The organism is Bacteroidota bacterium, assembly GCA_018692315.1.
Lineage (GTDB): Bacteria > Bacteroidota > Bacteroidia > Bacteroidales > JABHKC01 > JABHKC01.
The window spans coordinates 1-2630 of record JABHKC010000150.1; the positions used below are offsets into that span (position 1 = coordinate 1).

2 protein-coding genes are annotated in these 2630 nt (G+C 31.2%); both read right to left on the reverse strand.

Annotated elements, in window-relative coordinates; all coding sequences use genetic code 11:
* Window positions 1-266: 266 nt before the first annotated feature.
* Window positions 267-1922 (reverse strand): transcriptional regulator, encoded by a 1656-nt coding sequence (locus tag HN894_11295; GenBank protein MBT7143911.1) that lies wholly within the window; start codon window positions 1920-1922, stop codon window positions 267-269.
* On the reverse strand, window positions 1919-2425 hold the full coding sequence (locus tag HN894_11300; GenBank protein MBT7143912.1) for a hypothetical protein: 507 nt from the start codon (window positions 2423-2425) through the stop codon (window positions 1919-1921). The genes HN894_11295 and HN894_11300 overlap by 4 nt, the downstream gene beginning before the upstream one ends.
* Window positions 2426-2630 lie beyond the last annotated feature (205 nt).

Genomic DNA, 2630 nt, shown 5'->3' on the forward strand with positions numbered 1-2630 from the left:
AATGAATTCGGGGACTACAAACGCCTTTTCAAAAACACACATACTGATTATCAGGTTTTTAGATACTAAAAAAAATCAAAAAACGCAAATAAAAATGACTTTTTAACATTTTCAGGGGGCAATTTGCTCAACTTGGGTTAATATCACACCATTTTGTTAAAGCCAACAAAATGGTTTAGTTCTCAATTATTTTGTTTCAAATTCTACCTTCGTTTTATTATTAGAATGTCTAAAAATGTCTAAATAAATGTCTAAACTATTTCTAATTATCCATTTTTAGACATTTTCCAAATTTTACCATTTATCTCAATTATTCCTTTTTTTCTTAGAGCCTGAAGATTATTTTTAATCTTAGTTCGTTTTTGTTCAATACTTAATATATCAGGAAGTTTTTCTAATAAAACAGATTCAAAATTTTGTCTTTTGCCTTCTTTAAACTTTTTTAAATAATCAGTTATTACTTTCTGTATGTAGTCATCATCAATACCTCTCATTTTTATATAATCAACTTCTTGCCCTGTGGCTTCGGCTACCGATGCCGAAACAAAGTAATTTGGATTACGTCCTTCAATAAGTCCTTCTTTACGTAACGATACGGCTGCTTCTTTGGTAATGTCTAATTTTTTCTGAACTCTATCTAACAAAACAACATTTGATAAGGATAAATCTTTCCTCTCAATTAATAGTTTGGAATAATTTTCATCTATTGAATGACCATAAATTTGCAGAATAACCTTTTGTGATTCTGAAAGCAAATAATCGGGCAGTGGAAAATATCTATTCTTTTGAGAAAGATACATTGTATGAATTCCATAACCCAAAGTATCTATCATTCCTAAATTAACCATTGCTTGTGCCAACCAAGGATTTCGGTATTTATCAGGTGTTTTATCACCTGCTGAATAATCATCTGGATTTCCTTCAAAGAAACTACCTGCATTAGCAAATATTAGTTTGTCAATTTTTTCGGTTACAATGATTCTACGGTTTAGTGAATAATCTTGATGTGCAATACAATTGTGCATTGCTTCTAAAATAGTACGAGTATCATATTTGTCCACAGTAGTTGCAAGCAATTCATTATCAGGAAAAAATTTATACTTTATATTTCTAATATTCTTCAAAACTTGTGAAGTATTTAAAAGTAACGGGCAAGAAAAATGCTCATAAGCTTTTTCTTCTGTTTCTAATTTCCACGTTATTTCTGCAATTGATGGCAGAAGATAATGCGATGCTTCTTCCTTGCCTAAAAGCAAAATTGCTGCATTTGTAATTTTACCATTTATAGTAACTTTTGCCTTATCTAAGAAAGTTTGAGTATCCCAATTATCAATTTCGTTATAGTATTTTGCTTTACTGCTTTTTTCCTTAAATTTTTCTCTTGCAACAGCAATAGCATCAGTATCTAAATCAGGAATACTTGCACTATCAATTATTTTTGTACTCCAATCTTCAAGTGAATTGTAGATTATACGCACATACTCAGGAAAATTTCGCAAATCGGTTTTATTACTACCAATTCTGATAAATGGCTTTTTCTTAAAGTGTGTTGGTTCGCCTTTGGCAGAAGGAATACGAAGCATTACTACATTATTACCGTGATAAGCAAACTCAAATATTTCAAAATTAATTTTTGGATGTAATAAATTGCGTACCCATAATTCTAAATCTTGATTTCCTTGTTTGGCAGTAGTAAAACAAAAATTTGTTCCTTTAACTTCGTGGGTATCATCATCAACTCCCCAAACCAAATAGCCAAATGGCTGATTGCTAATGGTAGCACCATTGCTCATTGCCGAAACATACTCGCCAATTTGTTCGTTGGTAATACTGCCAGCACCCATTTTAAATTCAATCCACTGGGTTTCTATTGGGTGAGCAACTAACTCCTCTAAAAGTTTAATTAATTCTTCATTTCTCATTTTAAAGCCTCCTTAATTATTCTAACCTCCTCAATACTATCCAATGTTTCAATATTATTACGCACAGGGTGGTTAGGGTTGTATAAACGCTCAAACTCGCTTTGTATTATTGCCAACTTTTCTTCTTCGCTCATCTCATCTGTTATGGGCTTTAAATCGCCTAAGTGTTTTAGGATTTCTTTATTGGCGGTTTTTAGTTCTTCAGGGAAGTAGAGTTCGTAAAATATTGTATCTGAAACAATAACAAAAAATGATAAAACTGTATTATCAGTTATCGCAATAATGTAAGGATGATAGCCTTTATTAATTTCAACAAAATCTTTTATATAATCGTATACAAATGATGTATTCAAATAACTCTTGTCCAAAAAATCAACAGAACGATTTTCCAAATAGCTGAATTGAAAAGCATCTTGATTTTTATTTATTAATCTAATTGAATTGGAAATACTATCATCGCTAATTTTCCCAATATTTAAAATTTCGATATTAATTATTGCCATTTTTTCTGTTATTTCGCATTACCGCGTAGAGTAGAGTCTGATAGCCTATTCATATTTTTTTTCTCACAAAGATAATAAAATTAGTTAGACTATCAGTACCCCCTTCATCAAACCGTACGTGAAGTTTTCCCTCATACGGCTTACCGATAGAGTTCTTCATTGAGCTTTCGCAAGGGTTTTCAAACGAGCATACTTTTCCAAGTCT

Coding starts and splice junctions, on each gene's coding strand:
- HN894_11295 (MBT7143911.1), bottom strand. CDS start 1,922: ATGAGAAATGAAGAATTAATTAAACTTTTAGAGGAGTTAGTTGCTCAC.
- HN894_11300 (MBT7143912.1), bottom strand. CDS start 2,425: ATGGCAATAATTAATATCGAAATTTTAAATATTGGGAAAATTAGCGAT.